Annotated in this window: 17 protein-coding genes; 5 read left to right on the plus strand and 12 right to left on the minus strand. The window is 66.0% G+C overall.

Annotated features, from left to right (window positions below):
- Nucleotide 1: 1 nt before the first annotated feature.
- The 10 genes from ACQ7JA_RS11050 to ACQ7JA_RS11095 all read right to left on the minus strand — a co-directional run bounded on the left by ACQ7JA_RS11050 (nucleotide 2) and on the right by ACQ7JA_RS11095 (nucleotide 11,323).
- The gene (locus ACQ7JA_RS11050) at nucleotides 2-922 is read right to left on the minus strand and encodes a hydroxymethylglutaryl-CoA lyase (RefSeq protein WP_430897546.1); all 921 of its coding nucleotides are present in this window, start codon (nucleotides 920-922) and stop codon (nucleotides 2-4) included.
- 5 nt (nucleotides 923-927) lie between these two features.
- A complete protein-coding gene (locus ACQ7JA_RS11055) occupies nucleotides 928-1,857 on the minus strand; it encodes a 2-hydroxyacid dehydrogenase (RefSeq protein WP_430897548.1) in 930 nt (309 codons plus the stop codon).
- Between the two features lie 41 nt (nucleotides 1,858-1,898).
- The gene (locus tag ACQ7JA_RS11060; protein ID WP_430897550.1) at nucleotides 1,899-3,920 is read right to left on the minus strand and encodes an acetyl/propionyl/methylcrotonyl-CoA carboxylase subunit alpha; all 2,022 of its coding nucleotides are present in this window, start codon (nucleotides 3,918-3,920) and stop codon (nucleotides 1,899-1,901) included.
- 102 nt (nucleotides 3,921-4,022) lie between these two features.
- The gene (bioB, locus tag ACQ7JA_RS11065; RefSeq protein WP_430897552.1) at nucleotides 4,023-5,054 is read right to left on the minus strand and encodes a biotin synthase BioB; all 1,032 of its coding nucleotides are present in this window, start codon (nucleotides 5,052-5,054) and stop codon (nucleotides 4,023-4,025) included.
- Between the two features lie 11 nt (nucleotides 5,055-5,065).
- Entirely contained in the window at nucleotides 5,066-5,908 is an 843-nt protein-coding gene (gene bioD, locus ACQ7JA_RS11070; RefSeq protein WP_430897554.1) for a dethiobiotin synthase, read from the minus strand.
- The gene (gene bioF / locus ACQ7JA_RS11075) at nucleotides 5,905-7,092 is read right to left on the minus strand and encodes an 8-amino-7-oxononanoate synthase (RefSeq protein WP_430897556.1); all 1,188 of its coding nucleotides are present in this window, start codon (nucleotides 7,090-7,092) and stop codon (nucleotides 5,905-5,907) included. Before bioF ends, bioD begins: the two co-directional genes overlap by 4 nt.
- A gap of 1 nt (nucleotide 7,093) precedes the next feature.
- Nucleotides 7,094-8,434, minus strand: coding sequence for an adenosylmethionine--8-amino-7-oxononanoate transaminase (bioA, locus tag ACQ7JA_RS11080; RefSeq protein ID WP_430897558.1), 1,341 nt, complete (start codon nucleotides 8,432-8,434; stop codon nucleotides 7,094-7,096).
- A gap of 13 nt (nucleotides 8,435-8,447) precedes the next feature.
- Nucleotides 8,448-9,233, minus strand: a complete 786-nt coding sequence (locus tag ACQ7JA_RS11085) for an enoyl-CoA hydratase/isomerase family protein (protein WP_430897560.1) — start codon at nucleotides 9,231-9,233, stop codon at nucleotides 8,448-8,450.
- Nucleotides 9,234-9,244: 11 nt separating this feature from the next.
- Nucleotides 9,245-10,852: a carboxyl transferase domain-containing protein gene (locus tag ACQ7JA_RS11090; RefSeq protein WP_430897562.1), complete on the minus strand. Its 1,608-nt coding sequence runs from the start codon at nucleotides 10,850-10,852 to the stop codon at nucleotides 9,245-9,247.
- A 30-nt stretch (nucleotides 10,853-10,882) separates the two neighbouring features.
- Complete coding sequence (locus tag ACQ7JA_RS11095; RefSeq protein ID WP_430897564.1) at nucleotides 10,883-11,323, minus strand: YchJ family protein; 441 nt, start codon at nucleotides 11,321-11,323, stop codon at nucleotides 10,883-10,885.
- A gap of 156 nt (nucleotides 11,324-11,479) precedes the next feature.
- Between ACQ7JA_RS11095 and ACQ7JA_RS11100 the strand changes: the two genes are divergently transcribed.
- Nucleotides 11,480-12,655, plus strand: coding sequence for an AAA family ATPase (locus ACQ7JA_RS11100; protein WP_430897566.1), 1,176 nt, complete (start codon nucleotides 11,480-11,482; stop codon nucleotides 12,653-12,655).
- Between the two features lie 33 nt (nucleotides 12,656-12,688).
- Here ACQ7JA_RS11100 and ACQ7JA_RS11105 read toward each other — a convergent pair whose 3' ends face one another.
- Both ACQ7JA_RS11105 and ACQ7JA_RS11110 read right to left on the minus strand, forming a co-directional pair.
- Nucleotides 12,689-13,927: a D-amino acid dehydrogenase gene (locus tag ACQ7JA_RS11105; RefSeq protein WP_430897568.1), complete on the minus strand. Its 1,239-nt coding sequence runs from the start codon at nucleotides 13,925-13,927 to the stop codon at nucleotides 12,689-12,691.
- Nucleotides 13,928-14,036: 109 nt separating this feature from the next.
- Complete coding sequence (locus ACQ7JA_RS11110; RefSeq protein WP_430897570.1) at nucleotides 14,037-15,356, minus strand: serine hydrolase domain-containing protein; 1,320 nt, start codon at nucleotides 15,354-15,356, stop codon at nucleotides 14,037-14,039.
- Between the two features lie 249 nt (nucleotides 15,357-15,605).
- On the opposite strand from ACQ7JA_RS11110, the gene ACQ7JA_RS11115 reads away from it, so the two are divergent.
- The 4 genes from ACQ7JA_RS11115 to ACQ7JA_RS11130 all read left to right on the plus strand — a co-directional run bounded on the left by ACQ7JA_RS11115 (nucleotide 15,606) and on the right by ACQ7JA_RS11130 (nucleotide 19,766).
- Nucleotides 15,606-16,289: a GntR family transcriptional regulator gene (locus tag ACQ7JA_RS11115; RefSeq protein WP_430897941.1), complete on the plus strand. Its 684-nt coding sequence runs from the start codon at nucleotides 15,606-15,608 to the stop codon at nucleotides 16,287-16,289.
- A gap of 59 nt (nucleotides 16,290-16,348) precedes the next feature.
- Nucleotides 16,349-17,266 carry an N-acetylmuramic acid 6-phosphate etherase gene (locus tag ACQ7JA_RS11120; protein ID WP_430897943.1) on the plus strand — a complete coding sequence of 306 codons (918 nt, stop codon included), beginning with the start codon at nucleotides 16,349-16,351 and terminating at the stop codon, nucleotides 17,264-17,266.
- A gap of 33 nt (nucleotides 17,267-17,299) precedes the next feature.
- Nucleotides 17,300-18,565 carry an MFS transporter gene (locus ACQ7JA_RS11125; RefSeq protein ID WP_430897572.1) on the plus strand — a complete coding sequence of 422 codons (1,266 nt, stop codon included), beginning with the start codon at nucleotides 17,300-17,302 and terminating at the stop codon, nucleotides 18,563-18,565.
- Nucleotides 18,566-18,629: 64 nt separating this feature from the next.
- A complete protein-coding gene (locus ACQ7JA_RS11130; protein WP_430897574.1) occupies nucleotides 18,630-19,766 on the plus strand; it encodes an acyltransferase family protein in 1,137 nt (378 codons plus the stop codon).
- Nucleotides 19,767-19,771 lie beyond the last annotated feature (5 nt).

Here is a 19,771-nt window from a genome sequence, read left to right on the forward strand (position 1 = left end):
GTCATCCGGCGCGCTTGGCCGCGATCGCATTGCCCGCGCGGCTCGCGCCCTTGCGGCCCAGCTGCTGCGAGATGAACTGGCCGGCGTCGACCACCTGGTCGAGGTCGATGCCGGTCTCGATGCCCAGGCCGTTCATCAGGTAGATCACGTCCTCGGTGGCGACGTTGCCGGTCGCGCCCTTCGCGTAGGGGCAGCCGCCCAGGCCCGACACCGACGAGTGGAAGATCGCCACGCCGACTTCCATCGCCGCGTAGATGTTGGCCAGGGCCTGGCCGTAGGTGTCGTGGAAGTGGCCGGACAGGCGCTCCAGTGGGAACTCCTGGCTTGCCGCCAGCATCACGGCCTGGGTCTTGCGCGCGGTCGAGACGCCGATGGTGTCGGCGATGTCGATCTCATCGCAACCGAGGTCGCGCATGCGGCGCACCACGTCGGCCACGGCGCTCAGCGGCACCTCGCCCTGGTAGGGGCAACCGAAGGCCGTGCTGATCGAGCCGCGCAGGCGCAGATCGTTGGCCTTGGCGGCCTTCGCCACCGGCTCGAAGCGCGCGATCGATTCGGCGATCGAGCAGTTGATGTTCTTCTGCGAGAAGGCTTCCGAGGCCGAACCGAAGATCACGACTTCATCGGCCTTCGCAAGCAGCGCCGCCTCGAAGCCCTGCATGTTCGGCGTCAGCGCCGAGTAGATCGTGCCCGGCAGGCGCTCGATGCCGGCCATGACCTGCGCGCTGGTCGCCATCTGCGGCACCCACTTGGGCGACACGAAGGACGCCGCCTCGACATTGGCAAAACCGGCGCGCGCCAGGCGGTTGACCAGTTCGATCTTCACCTCGGCGGACAGGGCTTCCTTTTCGTTCTGCAGGCCGTCGCGCGGCCCCACTTCGACAATCTTGACCTTCTTCGGCAAGCTGGCTGGCTGGTACATGCTGTTTAATATCCTAGGTCGCGGTCGACGATGTCGCCGACGGGTTGGCCGCTCTCCAGTTTCGCAATTTTGTCGGCGATCTGGCGCACGGCGTCGTGGCGCATGGTGAGCGCCGAGATGTGCGGGGTGATGGCGATGCGCGGCTCGTTCCAGAACGGGTGCGGCGCAGGCAGCGGCTCGTGGCGGAACACGTCGAGCGTGGCGCCGGCGATGTGGCCCGAGCGGATCAGGGTCATCAGGTCGGGTTCGGCCAGGATGGCGCCGCGCGAGACGTTGATCAGGTAGGCGTTCGGAAGCAGCTTGCCGAGGTTGTGGCGGTCGAGCAGGTTCGAGGTCTCGGGCGTGAGCGGCAGCATGCAGACCAGCACGCGGGTGCCGCGCAAGAAGGCGTCCAGCCCGTCGGCGCCATGGAAGCATTCCACGCCGGGGAGGTCCTTGGGCGTGCGGCTCCAGCCGCGCACCGGGAAGCCGAACAGGCGCATGGCCTCGACCACCGGCATGCCGAGCCGTCCCAGGCCCATGATCCCGACCGTGAACTCTTCCTTGGCCGTGAGCGGCAGCGGGTCCCAGACGCCGTGGCGCGCCTGCTCCTCGTAGTCGTCGAAATGGCGGTAGTAGCGCAGCACGGCGTGCGCCACGTATTCGGCCATCTGCACGCCCATGCCGGCGTCGCCCAGGCGCACGATCGGCACCGGGGGCAGGGCGTCGCCGAGCTTGAGCAGGGCATCGACGCCGGCGCCCATCAGGAAGATCGCGCGCACGTGCGCGAGCTGGTCCAGCAGGGCCGGTGTGGGGCTCCACACGACCGCGTAGTCGCATGGCGGCAGGGCGGCGCCCTCCTTCCACGCGACGGTCTCCACCTGCGGCATGAGGGCGGCGAATTCGCGCACCCATGGCTCGATCACGCCGTCGCCCCGGAACAGGAGTATCCGCATGTCTCCCCCTACTGGTTGTTTTTATCGTTGTCTATTGTCGACTACGCCGCCTTGAAAGCCAGCAGCGGCGCCCCATCCGCCACCTGGTCGCCAACCTGGTACAGCACTTCCTCCACCAGGCCGTCGCTCGGCGCGGAAATCGTGTGTTCCATTTTCATCGCTTCCATGATGACCAGCGGCTCGCCCTTGCTGACTTCCTTGCCGGACGAGACCAGCACCGCCACTACTTTACCCGGCATCGGCGCGGTCAGGCGGCCACCGAGAGACTCGACCTCGCCGGCGTGCGCCATCGGGTCATTGTACGCCAGGGTGAAGTGGCGTCCGCCAGTGAACACGTGGAACAGATCGCCGTCGCGGCGCACGCTGCCGTGCAGGGACGTCTCGCCCAGGCGGATGGTCAGCTCGGCGCCCTCGTGGCGGACCAGCTCGAGGCGCTGGCGCTCGCCGCCCGCATCGATCTCCCAGCCGTGGGCGCCGTAGGTCAGGCCGACCTGGTAGCCCGCTTCTCCGCTGAACTCATCGCTATAGGAGAGCACACGGCGGTAGGCGCTGTTCATGCGCCAGCCACGGGCCTGCGCCCACGGGTCGGCCGGATTCACCGAACCACGCACGGTTTCACCGCTGCTGAGCGCCAGCGCCGCCAGGGCCAGGGCGCCCAGCGGGGCGCTGGACGGGGCCGGGAACAGGGTGGCGCCGTGGCGCTCGATCAGGCCGGTGTCCAGGTCTGCGGTAGAGAAGGCTTCGCCTTCGACCAGGCGTTTCAGGAAGGCGATATTGGTCGCCAGGCCGACGATCTGGAACTCGGCGAGGGCCTGCGACAGGCGCGCCAGGGCCTGGGTGCGGTCGGCGCCCCAGACGATCAGCTTGGCGATCATCGGGTCGTAGAAGGGAGAGATCGCGTCGCCCTCGCGCACGCCCGAGTCCACGCGCACGGCGGCCGGATTCGGACCAATGGCGCCCAGCTGGAACTCGACCGCTGCCGGCGTATCCATGTGGCGCAGGGTGCCGATCGAGGGCAGGAAGCCCTTTTCCGGGTTTTCCGCGTAGATGCGCGCTTCGATCGCATGGCCGTGGATCGCCAGCTCATGCTGCTTCTTCGGCAGCGGCTGGCCGGCGGCCACGCGCAGCTGCCATTCGACCAGGTCGGTCCCGGTGATCATTTCGGTGACCGGGTGCTCCACCTGCAGGCGGGTGTTCATCTCCATGAAGTAGAAGGAGCCGTCCTGGTTGGCGATGAATTCCACCGTGCCCGCGCCCACGTAGCCGACGGCGCGCGCGGCGTTGACGGCGGCTTCGCCCATCGCGGCGCGGCGGTCCTGGGTCATGCCGGGGGCCGGCGCTTCTTCCAGCACCTTCTGGTGGCGGCGCTGCACCGAGCAGTCGCGCTCGTGCAGGTAGACGCAGTTGCCATGGGTGTCGGCGAAGACCTGGATCTCGATGTGGCGCGGGCGGATCAGGTATTTCTCGACCAGCACCTTGTCGTCCCCGAAGGAGCTGATCGCTTCGCGCTTGCACGATGCCAGCGCGGCTTCGAAATCTTCCGAGCGCTCGACCACGCGCATGCCCTTGCCGCCGCCGCCGGCGCTGGCCTTGAGCAGCACCGGATAGCCGATGCGGTCGGCCTGTTCGCGCAGGAAAGCAGGGTCCTGGTTGTCGCCGTGGTAGCCCGGCACCAGCGGCACGTTGGCGCCTTCCATCAGCTGCTTGGCGGCCGACTTGGAACCCATGGCGCGCATCGAGGAGCCCGGCGGACCGATGAAGGCCAGGCCCGCGGCCTGCACGGCTTCGGCGAATTCCGCGTTCTCGGACAGGAAGCCGTAGCCCGGGTGGATCGCCTGCGCGCCAGTCGCCTTGGCCACCTCGATGATCTTCTGGCCGCGCAGGTAGCTGTCCTTGGCGGCTGCCGGGCCGATCAGGACCGCCTCATCGCAGACCGCCACGTGCTTCGAGCCCGCATCGGCTTCCGAGTAGACGGCAACGGTGCGGATACCCATGCGGCGCGCGGTGGCGGCGACACGGCAGGCGATTTCGCCACGGTTGGCGATGAGGATCTTGGTGAACATGCGTTTGTCTTTCGCTTCTGGTTATGTGTTCGATTGCGGCCGTGTCTCCCCGGCCGCTAGTGGTGTTCTGCGACCGGCTTCACCGGTCGCGCAACTTCACTCCTAGCAGCCGCAGGCGGCCTTCGGCGCCGATTCCAGCGTCGCGGCGCGCGTCTTGAGGCCCAGCTTCTCGAGCAGCACGCGGTCGTCGTCCGCTTCCGGGTTGCCGGTGGTGAGCAGCTTGTCGCCGTAGAAGATCGAGTTGGCGCCGGCCATGAAGCACATGGCCTGCACGGCTTCGCCCAGCTCGCGGCGGCCGGCGGACAGGCGCACGCGGGCCTGCGGCATGGTGATGCGGGCGACGGCGATGGTGCGCACGAATTCGATCGGGTCGAGCTTCTCGACGCCGTGCAGCGGCGTGCCTTCGACCTGCACCAGGTGGTTGACCGGCACCGATTCCGGATACGGATTCAGGTTGGCCAGCTGGGCGATCAGGCCGGCGCGCTGCTCGCGCGTCTCGCCCATGCCCACGATGCCGCCGCAGCAGACCTTCAGGCCGGCGCTGCGCACGCGGCCCAGGGTGTCCAGGCGGTCCTGGTACTCGCGGGTCGAGATCACGTTGTTGTAGAAGTCCGGCGCGGTGTCGATGTTGTGGTTGTAGTAGTCCAGGCCCGCCTTCTTCAGCTGCTCGGCCTGTCCTTCTTCCAGCATGCCGAGGGTGGCGCAGGTTTCCATGCCGAGCGCCTTCACTTCGCGCACCATGGCTTCGACCTTCTCCATGTCGCGTTCCTTCGGGCTGCGCCAGGCGGCGCCCATGCAGAAGCGGGTCGCGCCGCTGGCCTTGGCCTGGCGGGCGGCGTCGAGCACGGTGTCGATGTCGAGGATCTTCTTGGCCTCGACGCCGGTGTCGTAGCGCGCGGCCTGCGGGCAGTAGCCGCAATCTTCTTCGCAGCCGCCGGTCTTGATCGACAGCAGGGTCGCCAGTTCGACGTCGCCGTCCGGGAAGTTGGCGCGGTGCGCCTGCTGTGCGCGGAACATCAGATCGTTGAAGGGCAGCTCGAACAGGGCCAGCACATCAAGCAGCGGCCAGGTGACGTTCTCCGGCTGCTTGATCGCGACAGGGCGGTGGAGGGCGACGGTATTCGTTTGGGACATCTTGGTTTTCCTTAGTTCTGGGCGCGCGGGGCGTGCCATCCTGGCAGGCCCGCGAGATCGATGTATTGGGCGGCGGCGGCTGCCGTCGGATTCTCCAGGCGGGGCACATGGCCCAGCAGCGGCGCCGGAATACGTTGTTCCAGCGCTTCGATGTTATCAACCGTGAAGCGCATGTCGGGGTCCGCGGTATTCGCGACCCATCCGGCCAGCACCAGGCCGCGCGCCACGATCGCCTCCACGGTCAGGAGGGCATGGCTGATGCAGCCGAGGCGCAGGCCCACCACCAGGATCACCGGCAGGTTCAGCTGCGCAGCCAGGTCGGCGCTGTCGAAGTCGTCGTTGAAGGGGACGCGGAAACCGCCCACCCCCTCGACCACCACGGCGTCGGAGGCCGCGTGGATTTCGGTGTAGGCGGCCAGGATCGGCACCGCTTCGATGGTCACGCCTTCCAGGGCCGCGGCGATGTGCGGCGCGGCCGGTTCCTTCAGCATGAACGGGGTGGTGATGTTCGGCGGCAGGTGGACGTTGCCGGCGGCGCGCAGCATGTCGGCGTCTTCGTTGTGCAGTTCGCCGTCGACGAGTACCGCACCGGCGGCGACCGGCTTCATGCCGCAGGCGCGGCGGCCGCCTTCGACCAGTTTATGGAGGATGGCGCTCGATACCAGGGTCTTGCCGATCTCGGTGTCGGTGCCGGTCACGAAGCAGCAGAAGCGCGAAGGCACGCCATCCGCCACCTGGGGTGCCGGCTGCGGATCGAGGACGGGTGCTTCCGCCACGGGAGCGCCGGCGCTGCCCGGTTCGGTCACGATGGGCGTCAGCGCCTGCGGCTGATCGGGGTCGTTCAGGTTCTTCATGCGGTGGCCCTTTCCAATTCGTTGAGCGCGCGCGCCAGCAGGGCGACTTCCTCGTGCGTGTGTGCGGCCGACAGGGTCACGCGCAGGCGCGCCGTGCCCACCGCCACCGTCGGCGGACGGATCGCCGGCACCCACAGGCCCTGTTCGTGCAGGCTCGCCGCCACGCGCAGCGCGTCTTCGTTGCTGCCGATGATGACCGGCTGGATCGCGGTAGTGGAGGGAAGCAGCTGCCAGCGGCGCGGACGCAGTGCATCGCGCAGGTGGTCCACCAGGGCGGCCAGGTGGGCGCGGCGCTGATTCCCTTCTTCGCCTTCGATGATATCGAGGCTGGCCTGCAGCGCGTGGGCCAGGGCCGGCGGCGCGGCCGTCGTGTAGATGTAGGGACGGGCGCGCTGCACCAGCAGCTCGATCACGCTGGCGTGCGCCGCGATGAAGGCGCCGCCCACGCCGGCCGCCTTGCCGAGCGTGCCGATGTAGACCAGGTTGGGCGAATGCAGGCCGAAGTGCTCGAGGGCGCCGCGCCCGGTGTCGCCGAGCACACCGAAGCCGTGGGCATCGTCGACCACCAGCCAGGCCCCATTGCGTTCGCACAGGGCCAGCAGTTCCGGCAGCGGCGCCAGGTTGCCGTCCATGCTGAAGACGCTGTCGGTGACGACGATTTTCGTCGCAGCCGTGCTGGCGACGAGCTGCTGCTCGAGCGCTGCGACGTCGCCGTGCGGATAGACGCTGACGCCGGCTTTCGCCAGGCGCGCACCGTCGATCAGGGACGCATGGTTCAGCGCTTCCGAGAAAATCATGGCGTCGGCGTCCGCACCGAGTGCGGTCAGGACGGCCAGGTTGGCCATGTAGCCGGTGCACAGGTATAGCGCGCGCGCCTGCGGAATGCAGGGTGTCATCCATGCGCCGAAGCGTTCTTCCAGCAGCGCATGCGCGCGGCTGTGGCCACTGACGAGGTGGGAGGCGCCGCTGCCGGCGCCATAGCGTCCGGCGCCTTCCTGCAGCGCCGCGACCACGGCAGGGTGGGACGCCAGGCCGAGGTAGTCGTTGCTGCAGAAGGCCAGCATGTCGCGGCCGTCGACCACCTGGCGCGGCGCGCAGGGGCTGTCGGCCACGCGCAGGCGGCGGATCAGGCTTTGCGCTGCGAGCGCATCGAGTTTGCGGTCGATTCCGGCGATCAGATCCATGTCAGCTCGCGATCACCGATTCGAAGACCTTCTGCGTGCGCGCGGCGATACCGGCGACATCCTCGTCGCTCAGGATATACGGCGGCATCAGGTAGACCGTGCGGCCGATCGGACGCAGCAGCAGTTCATTCTCCACGGCGGTCGTGAAGAAACGGCGCGCGAAGGTCGAGGCGCGCGCCGGGTCCGGTTCGATCGCATCGAAAGCGAAGATCATGCCGCGCTGGCGGAAGTGGCTCGCGTGCTCGTGCTCGGCCAGCGGCGCCAGTGCGATGGTGAGCTTGGTCGCCAGTTCGCGGTTGCGGTTCAATACGTCGTCTTCCTCGAAGATCTCGAGCGTGGCCAAGGCCGCGCGGCAGGCCAGCGGGTTGCCGGTATAGGAGTGCGAGTGCAGGAAGCCGCGCGTGATGTCTTCGCTGTAGAAGGCCTGGTAGATGGCGTCGCTGGTGAGCACCAGCGAGAGCGGCAGGTAGCCGCCGCTGATGCCTTTCGAGAGGCACAGGAAGTCCGGCCAGATGGCGGCCTGTTCGCAGGCGAAGAAGGTGCCGGTGCGGCCGCAGCCGACCGCGATCTCGTCGGCGATCAGGTGCACGTGGTGCTGGTCGCACAGCTCGCGCAGCAGTTCCAGGTAGAGCGGGTCGTACATGGCCATGCCGGTGGCGCACTGTACCAGCGGCTCGACGATGATGGCGGCGATCTTGTCGCCGCGCGCTTCGAACAGCTCGCGCACGTGTTGGATGGCGCGCCTGGCAACGTCCTGGGCCGATTCGCCCTCGCTAGCGGTGCGTGCGTCCGGCGCCGGCACCACGTGGGAGGCGCGCAGCAGCGGGCCATAGGCGTCCTTGAACAGCGGGACGTCGGTCACCGACAGGGCGCCCACGGTCTCGCCGTGGTAGCTGCCCTGCAGGCAGACGAATTCCTGCTTGGAGGAATAGCCGGCATTGCGCCAGGCGTGGAAGCTCATCTTCATCGCGATCTCGACCGCCGAGGCGCCGTCGGAGGCGTAGAAGGCATGGCCGAGATTGTGGCCGGTGAGGGCGGCCAGCTTTTCCGACAGTTCGATCACCGGCTCGTGGGTGAAGCCGGCCAGCATCGCGTGTTCCAGCTTGTCCAGCTGGTCCTTCAGCGCCGCATTGATGCGAGCATTAGCGTGGCCGAACAGGTTGACCCACCAGGAGCTGATGCCGTCCAGGTAGCGCCGGCCTTCGTGGTCATACAGCCAGGGCCCCTTGCCGTGGCTGACCGCGATCAGCGGCACCTCTTCGTGGTGCTGCATCTGGGTGCACGGGTGCCACACGCTGCGCAGGCTGCGTGCGATCCAGTCGGAAGAGGTCTGCTGCTTCAAAATGTATTCCTATTCAGTTCAGCCAGGTCGGCTTGCGCTTCTCGAGGAAGGAAGCGACGCCTTCGCGGCCTTCCATCGATGCGCGGATTTCCGCGATGCGGTTCGCGGTATCGGCCAGCAGCGCGTCGGTGACGGGCTGTCCGACCACGTCGCGCACCAGCTTCTTCGCCTCGCCCACCGCATGCGGGCTGTTGGTCACGAGGGCCTTGACGATGCCGGCCACGGTCGCATCCAGCGCCGCCAAGGCCACGACCTCGTGCGCGAAGCCGATGCGGCGGGCCTCGTTCGCATCGAAGCGCTCGGCGGTCAGGAAGTAGCGGCGCGCGGCCTGCTCGCCCATGGCCTTGATGACGTAGGGCGAGATGGTAGCCGGAATCAGGCCCAGCTTCACTTCGGACAGGCAGAAGTGCGCGACCTCGCTGGCCACGACGATGTCGCAGGCCGCGACCAGTCCCATGCCGCCGGCGTAGCAGTCGCCCTGCACCTTGGCGACGGTAGGTTTCGGGCACAGGTAGATGGTGCGCAGCATGTCGGCCAGGCGCATGGCGTCTTCCTGGTTCTCGCCGTGCGAGTAGCCAGCCATCTTCTTCATCCAGTTCAGGTCGGCGCCGGCGCAGAAGGCCGGGCCGTTGGCGGCCAGGACGATGGCGCGCACCTGCTCGTTGCGTCCCAGTTCGTCGAAGGCCAGGGCCAGCTCGGCGATGGCATGCTCGTTGAAGGCGTTGCGCAGCTCCGGACGATTCAGGGTGACGGCGGCGACCTTGTCGTCGATGGAGATGGTGAGGGTCTGGTATTCCATAGTCATCTCCATTACATGCGGAACACGCCGAACTTCGTCTCTTCGATCGGCGCATTCAGCGCGGCCGAGAGCCCCAGGCCCAGCACGGTGCGGGTGTCGGCCGGGTCGATGACGCCGTCGTCCCACAGGCGTGCGGACGCGTAGTACGGGTGGCCCTGGTGCTCGTACTGCTCCTTGATCGGCTGCTTGAAGGCGGCTTCTTCCTCTTGCGACCACTGGCCGCCCTTGCCTTCGATGCCGTCGCGCTTGACGGTAGCGAGCACCGATGCGGCCTGGTCGCCGCCCATGACGGAAATGCGCGCGTTCGGCCACATCCACAGGAAGCGCGGAGAAAACGCGCGGCCGCACATGCCGTAGTTGCCGGCGCCAAACGACCCGCCGATGATGACGGTGAACTTCGGCACCGAGGCGGTGGCCACCGCGGTCACCATCTTGGCGCCGTTGCGGGCGATGCCCTCGTTTTCGTACTTGCGGCCGACCATGAAGCCGGTGATGTTCTGTAGGAAGACCAGCGGAATCTTGCGCTGGCAGCACAGCTCGATGAAGTGGGCGCCCTTCAGCGCCGACTCCGAGAACAGGATGCCGTTGTTGGCAATGATGCCGACCTTCATGCCGTAGATATGGGCAAAGCCGCAGACGAGCGTCGTGCCGTAGCGCGCCTTGAACTCGTCGAATTCGCTGCCGTCGACCACGCGTGCGATCACTTCACGCACGTCGAAGGGCTTGCGGGTATCGACCGGGATCACGCCGTACAGTTCTTCCGGCGCATACTTCGGCTCGATGCTTTCGCGCAGCGCGCCCTGAACTGGTTTGACGCGGTTCAGGTTCGACACGATGGTGCGCGCCAGCGACAGCGCGTGCAGATCGTTCTGGGCCAGGTGGTCGGCCACGCCCGACAGGCGGGTGTGGACGTCGCCGCCACCCAGGTCTTCGGCCGTGACGACTTCGCCGGTCGCCGCCTTCACGAGCGGCGGGCCGCCCAGGAAGATGGTGCCCTGTTCCTTGACGATGATCGATTCGTCGCTCATCGCCGGCACGTAGGCGCCGCCGGCGGTGCAGGAACCCATGACGACGGCGATCTGCGGGATGCCCTTGGCGGAGAGATTCGCCTGGTTGTAGAAGATGCGGCCGAAGTGGTCGCGGTCCGGGAATACGTCGTCCTGGTTCGGCAGGTTGGCGCCGCCCGAGTCGACGAGATAAATGCAGGGCAGGTGGTTCTGCTCGGCGATCTCCTGGGCGCGCAGGTGTTTTTTCACCGTCATCGGGTAGTAGGTGCCGCCCTTGACGGTGGCGTCGTTACAGACGATCACGACTTCCTGGCCAGCTACGCGGCCGATGCCGGTGATGATGCCGGCTGCAGGGGCGGCGCCGTCGTACATCTCGTAGGCGGCCAGCTGGGAGAACTCGAGGAAGGGCGTGCCCGGATCGAGCAGCATCTGCACGCGGTCGCGCGGCAGCAGCTTGCCGCGCGCGACGTGCTTGGCGGACGCCGCTTCGCCGCCGCCCTGGGCCATTTGCGCGACTTTCGCGCGCAGGTCGTCGACGATGGCCTGCATGGCTGCGGCGTTGGCCTTGAAGTCTTCGCCACGCGGGTTGAGTTTGCTCTCGATCTGGGGCATGTGCCGTCCTCTATGTCTCTGCTGTTGTGTTTATTCTGGGAAACTACCGTCCACGTAGTACCAGCGCGGCGCTCCGGTATCCGGGTCCGGCTCGCGCAGGAAACGGCTCACTTCGTGCAGCCGGTGCGCCCGTCCGCCCACCTTGAAGCGGGCGACGAACTCGACGGTGTCGCTGTCTGGATCGTCCGGTGAATTTACTTTACGTTGACGTAAACGTAAAGCAGATTTTACCTCAAGTCCTAGCCAGCGGATTGGCTCTTTCTCATCGACGATTGGTTCCGTGGGGCGGGTGCTGGGATGCCAGGTGGCCAGCAGGTATGGCTCGTTTTTCAGCGAATACGCCGTGTAGCGCGAGCGCATGAGCGCCTCCGCCGTGGGCGGCAGGATGCTGCCTTCGATGAAGGGGCCGCAGCAGGCGGCCAGCGAGGCACCGCCGCATGGGCAAGCCTCGGGTGTGATCGTTTTGGACATGGCCGCCATTATCCGCCAATTTTTCAGTGGCCATAGGCTCACTGTAGCGCCTTTGGAAATAGCGATGTCCTGGGAACTAAGAGAGTCTAAATAAGTCTAACAAAGTATAAGATTATCGTCTTATACTTCCCTATAAATTAGTAGATGAGCGTAACTATGGATCCTGTGAGAAACCCGTTTGCGCCTGGCGCAGGTAGCCAGCCACCAGAGCTTGCAGGTAGGCAAGCAATTATTGAAGATGCACGTGTTGCTATAGAACGTGCTCTGCTCTGTAAATCAAGTCGATCGCAAATGTTCCTCGGTTTACGTGGCGTAGGTAAGACCGTGTTGCTGAATGCAGTCGAGAGCATGGCCAAGGAGCGCGGTCACCTAACTTCGATGATTGAAGCGCCCGAGAATAAACCTTTGGGTGAACAGTTGCTGCCACGTGTGCACCAGGTGCTACGCAAGCTTTCATTGACCGACAACGCGAAGGCCAAGGCCTACGATGCAATGCGGGCGCTTAGGTCATTCGCCTCAGTATTTAAATTTGAATACGGTGACGTCGCCATTGCTGTCGAGCCGGAAGTGGGCGTTGCTGACAGCGGAGATCTGGAAAATGATCTGCCTGAGCTGTTTGTGCGTGTCGGAGAGGCGGCCAAGGCTGCCGGAAAGGCTTGGACCCTTCTCATCGACGAAGTTCAGTATTTGAGTCAGAAAGACTTGGCTGCGCTCATCGTGTCACTGCATAAGATCAATCAAGCCAACTTGCCTGTCCTGTTCTTTGGTGCGGGGCTTCCGCAAGTTGCAGCACTGTCAGGCGAGGCCAAATCCTATGCGGAGAGACTGTTCCACTTTCCGGATGTGGGCGCGTTGCCCGAAGCCGACGCCAGGGCCGCAATTCGCCAGCCTGTCAACGACGAAGGTGCTGCCATCGACAACGATGCGCTAAACGAGATTTATCAGAAGACGAAGGGCTATCCATACTTTCTTCAGGAATGGGGCTATCAGTCCTGGAACCTTGCCTTAGGCAACACCATCACGCTGGACGATGCGAGGCGAGCCGAAGCGACTACGCTAAAGCGGCTGGACGAAGGATTTTTCAAGGTTCGTTTCGACCGTCTCACTCCAAAGGAGCGAGAGTATGTGATTGCGATGGCTAAATTAGGCAGTGGTCCTTACCGTTCCTCCGATATCGCCGATGCGCTTGGAGAAACCGCACAAAGCCTGGGTCCGCGCCGTGCTCAGATCATCAGTAAAGGAATGATCTACAGTCCGTCTCACGGGGATATCGCGTTCACTGTACCCATGTTCAACGATTATCTGATCCGTAACTTGGCCAGCCTTGGTTGATTCAGCGTCGACCAATCTGCACTTCCGAACTCTTTAATTCTCTAGCGTTAAGCCGTCGAGTGCGAATGGCGGCGCTTCTCCCCGCATCGCCCCCGCCAGCAGGCTGGCGCTGCCGCAGGCGAAGGTGAAGCCCAGCGGGCCGTGGCCGACGTTCAGCCACAGGTTGCCGTAGCGGGTCGCGCCGATGATCGGTGCGCTGCTCGGGGTGGCGGGGCGCAGGCCGGCCCAGACCGAGAGTTTCGAGTAGTCGGCCGCGCGCGGCATGGTTTCCTTGACCTGGCGGGTCAGGCCGTCCACGCGCCTGGCATTGTGGCTGAGGTCTTCGCCGACCATGTCGACCATGGCGGCCACGCGCAGCTTGTCGCCGATGCGTGCATACAGCACCTTGCGTTCGAAGTCGGTCACGCTGATTTCCGGCGCCACGTCGTCGGCGCGGATCGGCGCGGTCAGGCTGTAGCCCTTGAGCGGGTAGAGGGGCAGCGTGACGCCGACCGTATCGGACAGGTTGCGGCTCTGGATGCCGGCCGCCAGTACATAGCTGTCGGCCGCCACGATCGCGCCGTCGTCCAGCTCGATGCCGGTGATGCGGCCGTTGTCGGCCAGCAGGCGCCGTGCGGCGCCGTGCACGAAGCCGCGAAAGCGCGGGTGTTCCTGCAGGCGCTCGGCCAGGGCCAGGCAGAAGGCGTGGCAGTCGGCCACCGCTTCGCCGCTGTTGTAGATGCCGCCGGCCAGCAGCGGTTCGGCCGCGGCCAGGGCCGGTTCGCGCGCGGCGCAGTCGGCGGGCGACCAGATCTCGCCGGCGCCCGGCTTGCCTGCCGCTTTTTCGAACACGTCGCGCGAGCGGTAGACCACCAGCTTGCCGGCGTCGCGCCAGTCGAATTTCTCGAGCGGGACGACGACTTCGAGCTGCTTCATGCCCTGGCGCGACAGTTCGCCCAACTCCAGCAGCTTGGCGGTGGTCTTGCGGTTGACGTCGGCGCGGCAGTGGGCGAGGAAGCTGGCCAGCCAGCGGTACTGGCGCAGGTCGGCCTCAGGCCGGAAGTGCAGGGGGCCGGTGTCCTGGAACATCCATTGCAAGGCCTTGAGCGGCACGCCCTCGTCGGCCAGCGGCGACACGTAGCGGTAGCTGAGCTGCCCGCCGTTGCCGTAGCTGGAACCGCTGCCGACTTCCGGCGCGCGTTCGAGGACGGAGACGTCATAGCCCGCTTCCGCCAGCCACCAGGCCGACGTCAGTCCGACTACTCCGCCACCGATAACGATCACTTGCTGCATCCTGCACTCTTCAATATGGAGATGGTGGTCAAGCTTAGGCCCTGGGCGGCGCGGCGACCAATGAAAGTCGCGGCGCGCACCATAACCGGGATATATGCGGGTGCTTGCCTCATGCTGGTGCGCGTTGGCCGGCGATGGCGTGGTGGTAGAGGGCCGTGAGAATGCGCTCCTCGTAGCGTGCCAGCGCCGAATAGCGGCCCTTGTTCAGTTCCGGGTCGCTCGAGACCCCGCCGGCCAGCACGACGAGGCCATTGGCGCGCACGGGATCGAAGGCGAACACCGAGCGCAGGCCGTAGGCGTCGCCCAGGTGGCCGACGGCTTCGAAGCCGCCGCCTTCCACCAGCCCCATGCCGGGACGGTCCGGGAACTGGGCGTTACCCAGGCCCCAGGCATTGAAGAAGCCGCCCAGCGAGTCGCCATTGCTACCGTCATGGGTCCACTGGCGCGCAAGCATGCGCTCGAGCGTGGCGCGCTCGAACAGGCGCCGGCCCTCGTGCACCCCGCCGTTCATCAGCATGCGCATCACCACGCCCATGTCGCGCGCCGAGATGCGCAGGCCGCCGGTGGGGCTGAAGGGCGTGGCATTCGTGCCGGGGACATAGGTGGCGATGCCGGCCGGCGGGCTTGGGGGCTTGCTACTGTAGTCATCGACCTGGGCGATCCAGGGGCCTTGAGGGTTCCAGACCTCGGTGTCCGTCGTGCGCTTGCGGTAGAGCGTGGCCAGCCTGTCCAGGGCGGCGGGCGGCAGCAGCGAAGGGTTGTAGCCGGCCGTGATGCCGAGCGGCTGCAGGAGCAGGCGCCCCATGAGCAGGTCGAAGCGCTCGCCCGTGATTCCCTCCATCGCGGTGCCGATCACGCCCCAGCCGAGGTTGCAGTAAGTGAAATAGTCGCCGGGGCCGGCGCGGCTCGAGAAGGTCTTCGGGTCGCCCGGCAGCAGGACGTCCTTCAGGGAGGTGGCGAGCGGCCAGGAATAGCCGGCTTCGTCGCGCAGCGAAGAGCGGTGGGTGAGCAGGCTGCGCAGGGTGATCGGGCGGTCCGGGAAGTGCGGGTTGCGCAGCCTGAAGCCCAGGTAGCCGGAAACGTCGGCATCGAGGTCCACCCGGCCCGCCTCCACCAGGCGCATCAGGCCCAGCGTGGTCATCATCTTGGAGATCGAGGCGATGCGGTACAGGGTGTCGGGCGTGGCCGGCTTGTCGGGCAGGGTGCCATTCCCTATGTATCGGCGTCCGAAGGCCCCCTCGTAGACCGGCTGGCCGGCGCGGATCGCGAGCACCGACAGGCTGGCCAGCTGCAGGGCCGGGTCGTTCACGACCGCCGCCAGCTCGGCATCGAGCGCCTGGCGCGCCGCGGGGGCGGCAGGCATGGCGAACAGCGGTTCCATCGCGCCCAGCAGCGCCATGCCCATCAAGGATCGCCTGCGCTCGTTCATCCGGTCTCCCTTCCTGCCTCTGCGGGCTGTATTTGTGAAATTGCAGCTTGTCGGACGAGCATACGGAGGGTTGGAAAGGATTGCCAAATGAATAGCGGTGGCCTTGGCATAACCGTTTTATATTGGTATCAAGTGGTATGCTTGTCAGGCAGGAGCATGCGCTTCGACTCATTGACGGACCGTCCAGTGACCAATTCCACTTCCAGCCCATCCTTCCAGATCGACCTGAACGACAATTCGCCACTGTATATGCAGCTGGCGCGCAAGCTTGCACAGGACGTGCGCGACGGCCGCTACCAGGCCGACCAGGCGCTGCCTTCCGAACGCACCCTGTCCGAGCAGCTCGACGTCTCGCGCGTCACGGCGCGCAAGGCCATCGACCAGCTGGTGGAGCAGGGCCTGGTGGTGCGCCGGCGCGGCTCCGGTAATTACATCGCGCCGCGCATCGAGCAGCCCCTGTCCGACCTGTCGAGCTTCTCCGAGCAGCTCCAGCAGCGCGGCTATACGCCCAGCAGCCACTGGCTGCGGCGCGACGTGATGCAGGCCGACGCCGACGCCCAGTTGTCGCTCGGCCTGTCGCCGGGTACCCGGGTGGCGCGCCTGGAACGCCTGCGCCTGGCCGACGAGGTCGTGATGGCCTACGAAACCAGCGTGATCCCGGCCACCATCCTGCCGCGCCCGGAGAACGTGGGGGGCTCGCTGTACGCCCACCTGGCCAAGACCGGCCACATGCCGGTGCGGGCGCTGCAGCACCTGCGCGCCATGAACGCGCCCGCCGACCTGGCGGCGCGCCTGGACGTGCCGGAAGGGCGCGCAGTGCTCTTCATCACCCGCATCGGCTACCTGGAATCGGGCGAGCCGGTCGAGCTGACCCACTCCTACTGCCTGAGCGACCATTACGATTTCGTCGCAGAGCTGCGCCGTCCTGCATAACTTTTCGTCATGATGACGGGTGCAGCTTTCATGGGACCGGGAAGAATATTGGTATTACACTGGTTTTATCGACTACTGCCCACCAAGAAGACACGGCCATGCTGAAAACCGAAACCCCGGCCCGGGACCACGCCACCCTCGACCAGTACCCGACCACGGAACTGGTGAACGTCTTCGTGGACGATCAGATGGAGGCCGTCGAGGCCGTGCGCGCGGCCGCACCGCGCATCGCCGCCGCCATCACCGCCGCCCTGCCGCGCATCGAAGCGGGCGGGCGCCTGATCTACGTCGGCGCCGGCACCTCGGGCCGCCTCGGGGTGCTCGACAGCGTCGAACTGAACCCGACCTTCTCCTGGCCGCACGGCCGCGCCGTGGCCCTGCTGGCCGGCGGAGAACAGGCGATGTTCGTGGCGGTCGAGGGTGCGGAAGACGATCATGACCAAGGGGCCGCGGACCTGGCGAGCGTGAAGGTGGATGCCGGCGACGTCGTGCTGCTGCTGGCCGCTTCCGGCTTCACGCCCTATGTGTTGGGCGCCCTGCGCGCCGCACGCGCGGCGGGAGCGCTGACCATCGGCTTCTCGAACAATGCCGATGCGCCGGTCGCGAACGAGGCCGAGATCGGCGTGGTGCTGGATACGGGGTCGGAAATCATCTCCGGCTCCACGCGCCTGAAAGCGGGCACCTCGCAGAAGATCGCGTTGAACACCTTCTCCAGCGGCCTGATGGTGCGTTTGAACAAGGTTTACGGCAACCTGATGGTAGACTTCCGGGCTACCAATGCCAAGCTGGTGCGACGCGCCATCCGCCTGACCGCATTCGCCAGCGGCGCCGACGAGGCGGCCGCCAAGGCGGTGCTGGAACAGTGCGGCTACCACGTCAAGACCGCGATCGTGGCCTTGATCAAACAAACCAGTGTCGAGCAGGCGCAAGCCCTCCTGAATGCGTCACGCGGCAGCGTGCGCGACGCCATCGCATAAGAGCGGGGCCGCCCGCCGACCACGAGACAGAGTATGCACAAAGAGAACGTCAAGTCCCCGTGGCTGTGGGTCCCCTCCCTCTACTTCGCCCAGGCCATCCCCTACGTGGTGGTGATGAGCCTCTCGGTCATCATGTACAAGGACATGGGCGTGTCCAATTCCGACATCGCCTTCTATACGAGCCTGCTGTACCTGCCCTGGGTGATCAAGCCCCTGTGGTCGCCGATCGTCGACATGTTCGGCACCAAGCGCCGCTGGACCGTGCTGCTGCAGCTGGCCGTGGCGGCCTCCCTGGTGGCGGTGGGCCTGGCGCTGCACCTGCCGAACTTCTTCGTCGCGAGTCTGGCCGTGATGTGGCTGATGGCCTTCAGCTCCGCCACCCACGACATCTCGGCCGACGGCTTTTATATGCTGGGCCTGCGCCAGCAGCAGCAGGCGGCTTTCGTCGGCGTGCGCTCGACCTTCTATCGCCTGGCCACCCTGGCGGGACAGGGTCCGCTGGTGGTGCTGGCGGGTTACCTGGCGACCCAGCTGGGCGACGTCAACCAGGCCTGGTCGATCGTGTTCTTCGTGCTGGCGGCCGTGTTCTTCGCGGCCTTCCTGTGGCACGGGATGATCCTGCCGAAACCCGACAGCGACCATAAAGTGAAGGGGACCAGCAATCCGCTGCACGACTTCTTCGTCACCTTCGCCCTGTTCTTCCGCAAGCGCGACATCTGGCTGATCCTCGGCTTCATCCTCACCTTCCGCCTGGGCGAAGCGCAGCTGCTGAAACTCGTCGCGCCCTTCCTCAAGGACCCGCTCACCGAGGGCGGCCTGGGACTGACCACCGAGCAGTACGGCATCGCCTACGGCACCATCGGCATCGCCTTCCTGACCCTGGGCGGCCTGGCCGGCGGCTACTTGATCTCGCGCCTGGGCCTGAAGCGCTGCCTGTGGCTGATGGTCTTCGCCGTGCACCTGCCCGACCTGGTCTTCGTCTACCTGTCGCAGGCCCAGCCGACCAGCTTCGCCGTGGTCTGCGCCTCGCTCGCGGTCGAGCAGTTCGGCTACGGCTTCGGCTTCACCGCGATGCTGCTGTATATGATCATGGTGTGCGAAGGCGAGCACAAGACGGCGCACTACGCGATCTGCACCGGCCTGATGGCGCTCGGCATGATGGTGCCGGGGATGTGGAGCGGCGACCTGCAGGAATACCTCGGCTACAAGCACTTCTTCATCTGGGCGTGTTTGTCGACGATCCCGGCCTTCATCATGGCGGCCCTGGTGAAGATCGACCCCGAGTTCGGTAAAAAGTAGGGTGGACGGCATAGCCGCCTTTCGTGGCCCGGTCCACCCGACGAAAAACAACAACAAGGAGACTATGCAAGCGGTGCGCCTGATATCCCTCGACGCCTTCCGCGGCTTCACGATCGCCGCCATGGTGCTGGTGAATAATCCCGGCGACTGGAGCAATCTCCACGCCCAGCTGGCCCACGCCAAGTGGAACGGCTGGACCTCCACCGACTGTATCTTCCCCTTCTTCCTGTTCATCGGCGGGGTCGCCATGACCCTGTCGCTGGGCCGTCTCGCGGCCGCCGGCGCCGACAGGCCGGGCCTGCTGCTCAAGCTGACGAAACGGGCTGCCCTGATCTTCCTGATCGGCTTCCTGCTGAACCTCATCCCGCGTTTCGACTTCGACACCGTGCGCATCCCCGGCGTCCTGCAGCGCATCGCCCTGTGCACGGTGCTGGCCGCGCCCATCGTCGTCTACCTGGGCTGGCGCGCGCAGCTGGCCGTGATCGCAGCCTTGCTGGCGCTGTATTCGGTGCTGATGCTGTGGGTGCCGGTGCCCGGCATCGGCGCGGGCGTGCTGGAACCGGGCAAGGACTTCGGCGCTTGGGTCGACCGCATGCTCCTGGATGGCCACCTGTGGGTGCAGGCCAAGACCTGGGATCCGGAAGGCCTGGTCTCCACCATTCCCGCCCTGTGCAGCCAGCTTTTCGGCGTGCTCGCCGGCCGCGTGCTGGCCCTGAATCTGCCGCGCGTCGAGCAGACCGTGTGGATGTTGTTCGCCGGCCTGGTCTTCCTGGCCCTGGGTTCGAGCCTGGATGCCGTGCTCATGCCGATCAATAAGAGCCTGTGGACGGTCTCCTACTGCCTGTGGATGACCGGCTGGGCGCTGCTCGCCTTCGGCGTCTTCTACTGGCTGCTCGACGCCAATCCCTACGCCATCGTGCGCGAACGCGCCGGCGTGTGGGCCAAACCATTTGTCATCTACGGGATGAACGCGCTGTTCATCTTCGCCATCTCCGGCTTCGTCGCCAAGATGCTTGGATTCATCAAGCTCGCGCAGCCGGACGGCAGCCGGCATTCGCTTGGCAGCACCTTGTATGCGCCCCTCAAGGCGCTGCCCATCGGCGCCGCCAATACCTCCCTGTTATACGCCATCCTCTTCAACGCCTGCATGTTCGCGATCGCCTACGGCATGTGGCGCAAGCGGTGGTTCGTCAAAGTTTAAAAAAA

Origin of the sequence: Massilia sp. BKSP1R2A-1 (genome assembly GCF_050586525.1) — a bacterium.
Lineage (GTDB): Bacteria > Pseudomonadota > Gammaproteobacteria > Burkholderiales > Burkholderiaceae_D > Telluria.